The organism is Subsaximicrobium wynnwilliamsii (assembly GCF_007997225.1).
GTDB classification, from domain to species: domain Bacteria; phylum Bacteroidota; class Bacteroidia; order Flavobacteriales; family Flavobacteriaceae; genus Psychroserpens; species Psychroserpens wynnwilliamsii.
On sequence record NZ_VORM01000060.1, the window covers coordinates 1 to 5,073 of the forward strand.

Annotated in this window: 5 protein-coding genes; all 5 read right to left on the bottom strand. The window is 32.6% G+C overall.

Annotation, left to right across the window (positions count from 1 at the left end):
- Nucleotides 1-273: 273 nt before the first annotated feature.
- Nucleotides 274-828 (bottom strand): hypothetical protein, encoded by a 555-nt coding sequence (locus tag ESY88_RS20265; RefSeq protein WP_147088531.1) that lies wholly within the window; start codon nt 826-828, stop codon nt 274-276.
- Nucleotides 829-1,001: 173 nt separating this feature from the next.
- Nucleotides 1,002-1,478: a TspO/MBR family protein gene (locus ESY88_RS20270; RefSeq protein WP_147088532.1), complete on the bottom strand. Its 477-nt coding sequence runs from the start codon at nt 1,476-1,478 to the stop codon at nt 1,002-1,004.
- Nucleotides 1,479-1,503: 25 nt separating this feature from the next.
- On the bottom strand, nt 1,504-2,964 hold the full coding sequence (locus ESY88_RS20275) for a S41 family peptidase (RefSeq protein ID WP_147088533.1): 1,461 nt from the start codon (nt 2,962-2,964) through the stop codon (nt 1,504-1,506).
- Between the two features lie 163 nt (nt 2,965-3,127).
- Entirely contained in the window at nt 3,128-3,811 is a 684-nt protein-coding gene (locus tag ESY88_RS20280; protein ID WP_147088534.1) for a DUF4386 domain-containing protein, read from the bottom strand.
- 167 nt (nt 3,812-3,978) lie between these two features.
- Entirely contained in the window at nt 3,979-4,806 is an 828-nt protein-coding gene (locus ESY88_RS20285; RefSeq protein ID WP_147088605.1) for a DUF1963 domain-containing protein, read from the bottom strand.
- Nucleotides 4,807-5,073 lie beyond the last annotated feature (267 nt).

The window sequence follows — 5,073 nt, forward strand, 5'->3', positions numbered from 1 at the left end:
GATTGTTCAATTCTATTCGACCATATGGAATTCAGAATTTCATCGCTCAATTCGGCAATCTCTTTCTTTAATGATTTTTGGAATATTTTAATCAACTCTTGGTTTTTTTTTAAATGTGCCACAACGTTGTTGTGTATGGACCGTTGCGTGTCTCACACACGAACCATTAAAGATACAAAACTACGCTGGAAAATTCCCAAGAATTTTCCAGATGAGCACAGACCCAGCAATGGTTTATACACGGTGTTAGCAACTGGCATTTTCTCCTGTATTTTAATATTTCAGTTCAATTAATATTTCCAATTCTTTTTTGGTCAAGGTCATAAAACTATGTGCTTTTTCAGAAGTTATTGTTTTTACTTTATCGACAACTTTTACTCCATCAGATTCTACACTATTTAAGTCCGCTGTTTCCATTAATTCTCGAATTTCGGTAAGAGTCAGGTCAGATAAATCCGTTGTTGTTTCGTTTTTGTAAATCGTAAAAACATAGGCAGTTCCAATTATCTTCTTTTTTTCAATGTCCATTTCAATTGATACCAGTTCAACTTTGTCTCCAAAATCAGCATCGTTAATCATTTCTGATGCTTTGATTATTTCGTCGAGTGCATTTTTGTCAACATAAGTTATTTTATTTCCTTCCATATATCCATTATGTAGAGCAAAAATATTTTCCGTCAGTTTGTAAATTTTGCAATATCCAGCGTTAGAAGAAAATATTTTCATTGAATTGTCCAATTTGACTTTATTTTCCTCTGTCTTTTTTATAAGTTTTTGTCCATTGGCAAAGGAACTTATCAAGAGCAGTAAAACTAAAATTTTTCTCATTATAACTTTATTTCGATTTTTGGGTTTTGCTTGTTGCTAACGTTTAGTATATGAAAAGTAGGCGATTACGAAGCACGAAACTTTCGGTTAAGCACAAGCTTTGACATGAGCCAAAAGTCTTGAATTTATTACTGTTTCGCCTATTTTTTATATACATTGTTACCACACGTTTTTTATTTATTCAATATCCACAGATTATAAGTCCAAATAATGTCGTAGCCTAACCAAATTACATACGGAAGCAAAATCCAAGCAGTCCTCTGTTGAAATTTCCATAGTCTAACAAATAACACCACAACTATTAGAGTAAAGGGTATTAGTCCAATGAATCCCGCATAAGTACTTTCAAGTCCAAAAAAAAGATAGTTCCAAAATTCATTGCCTGCTATCATAGCAATAGTCAAACAAATCGCTAATCTTCTTTGAAGTCCATCTTTTGCAATTAAGAGTCGATAAAGAATTGCAATAGCCATTATGTAATATAGTCCGCCTACTATATACCAACCTATCATAGGAAGAGAGAACCAAGGGTGTTTGATTTCAGTAAACCAATTCTCAAGTGAATTTCCAACCAATAATCCTCCAATTATTGCAAATACAACGCAAATTCCAGTTGATAGCAGGAGGTATATCAAATTCCCTTTCTTCATTTTTTCAAATTGTTGGCAACAGTTTTCATTTATTGCTAATATGTTTTACTACGTAATCTAACTGGCTATCTGTTCCTTTAATTAAGTCCTCAACAGTTAAGATTACTTCTTTATCGGGCAATATTCCACTTCCTTTTGGAACTGATTTATCAGATACGTATTTATCTATTTTTACAAAAGGTACGCGAACCATTATTTTTGAATTTGGTAATTCGTATAACGCAGAATATTGAGCCGTATGGAAATAGTATCCACCACCCGTTTCTTCCCCAACAAGAGTTATATTTTTGTCGTTTTTAGCGCTTAAAGCAAAAGCACTGGCGGCAGAAAACGTATTGCCTCCGATTAAAACATACATATTTCCATTAAATGTTTTTTTATACGGAACCATTTCTGCCTGAGCGTGGTCTTCTGTTAACATCCACCGTCCATCCTCTTTTTTGGCTGAAGTAAAATACATTCCAAAAAAATCAGTGTAATTAGATATTGTATGAACAACGTATTTTTCATGAGGAAGCACATTTGTTATAGCACTTTCTAATATTCTTTGTTTAAAAGGTTCATTCGTTAAAAAAGAGTACAAGTTTATGGCGTTGATTCTGTATCCGCCAATGTTTTGTCTTATGTCTATTATTAGGCTTTTAGCTTTCTTCTTCTTAATTTCTTTAAATAAATCAATCAGCTTTGATTTAAATTCTTGAGGGTCTAAACCAAACGAATTTACAGTAAGTACAGCAGTATTTAGAGAATCTATATAATAGACGAATGGCCATTCTTCTGCTATTCTATTTTTAAAATACTCTACTCGATTTACATTTTGATGATATGATGCAAAATGAGAATTTCTGTTAGGGTATCGGTTACCTATGCTTTCAAATGATTTTGGAGAAATTTCAATTGTTTTAACTTTACCTTCGGGAGTCGTGTATTTTACAGAATAACTTTCTTTAACTCCATATTCGTAATAGTGAAGTATGCCAAACTCCTTTTCTATTTGGAGGTATTTTTTAGTCAGGTTGAAACCATCTGATGGCGCATACTTCAACATGTCTTTTAGAATAGTGTGAGTGGACTTGCTATCAATAGACATTATTTCAGAACCTACAGTAATTCCAAAATCATCCGTGTCGGTATAAAGTTTTCCACCTATAAACTTTATCAGTATTGGAAACATAGTAGGTAAGGTGTCGATTTTTGGATGAAGAATGTTTAAGTGACCATCTTTTACATTTTCAGCTATGGAAGAAATAGATTTGAATAAGTCGTTCGGTGTTTTTACTCCTTTAATTTCTTTTTGCTCAAACGAACTAAAAATACTATCCCACGCAACCTGTGAAGTATATTCATAAAAACTTGGGTGTCCAACTGTCAAGATTTCTTTGAAAATAGTGTAATCTTCTAAAATCTGTTCGTTTGACAACTCCTTTTGACCGAAAACTGAAAGCGGGAGAAGTAAAATGATTGTTATGATACTGCGTATTTTCATAATGTGTGGTAACGTTTAGTATATGAAAAGTAGGCGATTACGAAGTACGAAACTTTCGATTAAGTACAAAGTTTGATACGAGCAAAACCCTTGAATTTAGCACTAATTCGCCTATTTTTTATATACATTGTTATCGCCTTTTTTCATTTGGCATTATTCCTATTTATTCATTCACTTGTCGTATTCCGTAAATTAATAAATATCCAATCATCCAAAATTCTCCTATTGTCGCAGGAATAGTTAAATAATCAATTACAGGGCTTTTAATTCCTACATAATTAGCTACCGTGCTAAGCAGGTAGCCAATACCACCAATGATTAGGGTTCGTCCTAGCCAAACAGGCATCTTTTTTGAGCTCGTTATTATGTACCCTAAAGGTATAAGCCAAAGTCCAAAGAAAAGACCACCGACACCCCAAGAATTGGTGATTAAACTACTTAAAAGTTCAATTAATATTAACTTGTCCTCTACGTTTTGGGAAGAACTTGCAATTTCAATAGCGGAACCCATTGAAATTGCACTAATCATAATTGCTATGGAATTAATCATTCCCCAAATACCAACTGTCCACGCTGCCCATTCGTTTATGTGTCTAAACAATTTATAAAACCATACTGCAGTAATAGCTTGAGAAACAACAATTGCAAATTCAAAAAGAAGTCGGGTTCTAGCAAGAGATTCAAGGTCAATCAGTTTTGTTAGTGTTTTCTGTGAGTCTTCTGAATCAAATACTTGAGGGTGGAATATCAGAAATCCCAAAATGCCTGATACTGCCATAGCCAAATACAAAACTCCCGCAGTTCTAGCCGTGGCTACTAACTCTCTATGTTTTTCATTAATAGTCATAGTTTTTATCTGTTTGTTCTTTCAAATTGGCGATAACGGTTAGTATATGAAAAGTAGGCGATTACGAAGCACGAAACTTTCGGTTAAGCACAAATTTTGATAAGAGCCAAAAGTCTTGGATTTATTACTATCTCGCCTATTTTTTATATACTTTGTTGTGCTTAGTTTTACGAGTTTTGAAATGTTAAAACCGTATTATCAAATTCTCTATTTTTTAAATCTTGTTTTCTTATTCCAAAATATCCCATTGAATCAATATAGAAATTATCCCAAAATTCAGGAATTGAGTTCTCAGCAGAAAATTGAAGTATATTGATAAAATCATTTCTTAGATTATCAATTTTTTCTTGATTTTGTTCAAAAGACTTGAATGATACTTCAACACCTAAAATTCTACAAGCCCATTCAAGATTAACATCTCCTTGTACTGGATATGTATGTCCCAGAATTTGATTGTTTTCATATGTAAAGAAATCTTCATCTAATTCTAATAACTCAAAAGTAGATTCTTTGTCGTTTTCGCTTAAGGATTCTATTTCTAAAGTTTCTCCTGAAGGGAAAGTATAAATATTTTCAAAAAGCATTTTCAATTGACTAAATCGACAATCTTTATTTAACCCTTTAGGAAAATCTCTTCTGCTTATTTCGTTGTCGACCGAATATATTACCTTATGTTCTAAACTAAATTCAGATGGATTTGCTATAAAGAAATATAAAATTCCCGATTTTGGTAGGATATTCTCTAAATCAAATTCACTAATTTGTTGCAAATTAATTTGAGCTAAAAATGTCATTGGTTCATTATCGCAAATTGGCCAATCAGTTTTTGCTGGTAAGTCAGGATTCCCACCAAACTTAGATGACCCAATATTACTTTCTGATTGACTTTCCTCTACTTTAATATCGATTGCAGGAATGAGATAGGATTCAATTTCTTTTCCTTTTTCCCATTTTATTTTATTTAAAAATTCTAAATATTCTTGTTTAGTTCTCATTTTCTTAAATTAAGCACAACGTGATGTGTATGGTTAGTTGCGTTGGTTAAGCAACTAATTTAATAAACAAATACGAACCAGAGAAAATTCCGAAGGAATTTTCCAGATGAGCACTGACCAAAGCAATTAATTATACACCGTGTTGAACGAATCCTCCCTACCGGTCGGAAGCCCGCCTGAACCGTTCCGATTGGATGTTCTTGCTGTAAATGTAATAGATTTATTAATTTGTAGCTAAATTTTAAATCCAATACCATGTTTAAAAAA

What these genes read in the sequence shown, in the direction of transcription:
- ESY88_RS20285 (WP_147088605.1), bottom strand. Translation starts at nt 4,806, where the DNA reads ATGAGAACTAAACAAGAATATTTAGAATTTTTAAATAAAATAAAATGG.
- ESY88_RS20280 (WP_147088534.1), bottom strand. Translation starts at nt 3,811, where the DNA reads ATGACTATTAATGAAAAACATAGAGAGTTAGTAGCCACGGCTAGAACT.
- ESY88_RS20265 (WP_147088531.1), bottom strand. Translation starts at nt 828, where the DNA reads ATGAGAAAAATTTTAGTTTTACTGCTCTTGATAAGTTCCTTTGCCAAT.
- ESY88_RS20270 (WP_147088532.1), bottom strand. Translation starts at nt 1,478, where the DNA reads ATGAAGAAAGGGAATTTGATATACCTCCTGCTATCAACTGGAATTTGC.
- ESY88_RS20275 (WP_147088533.1), bottom strand. Translation starts at nt 2,964, where the DNA reads ATGAAAATACGCAGTATCATAACAATCATTTTACTTCTCCCGCTTTCA.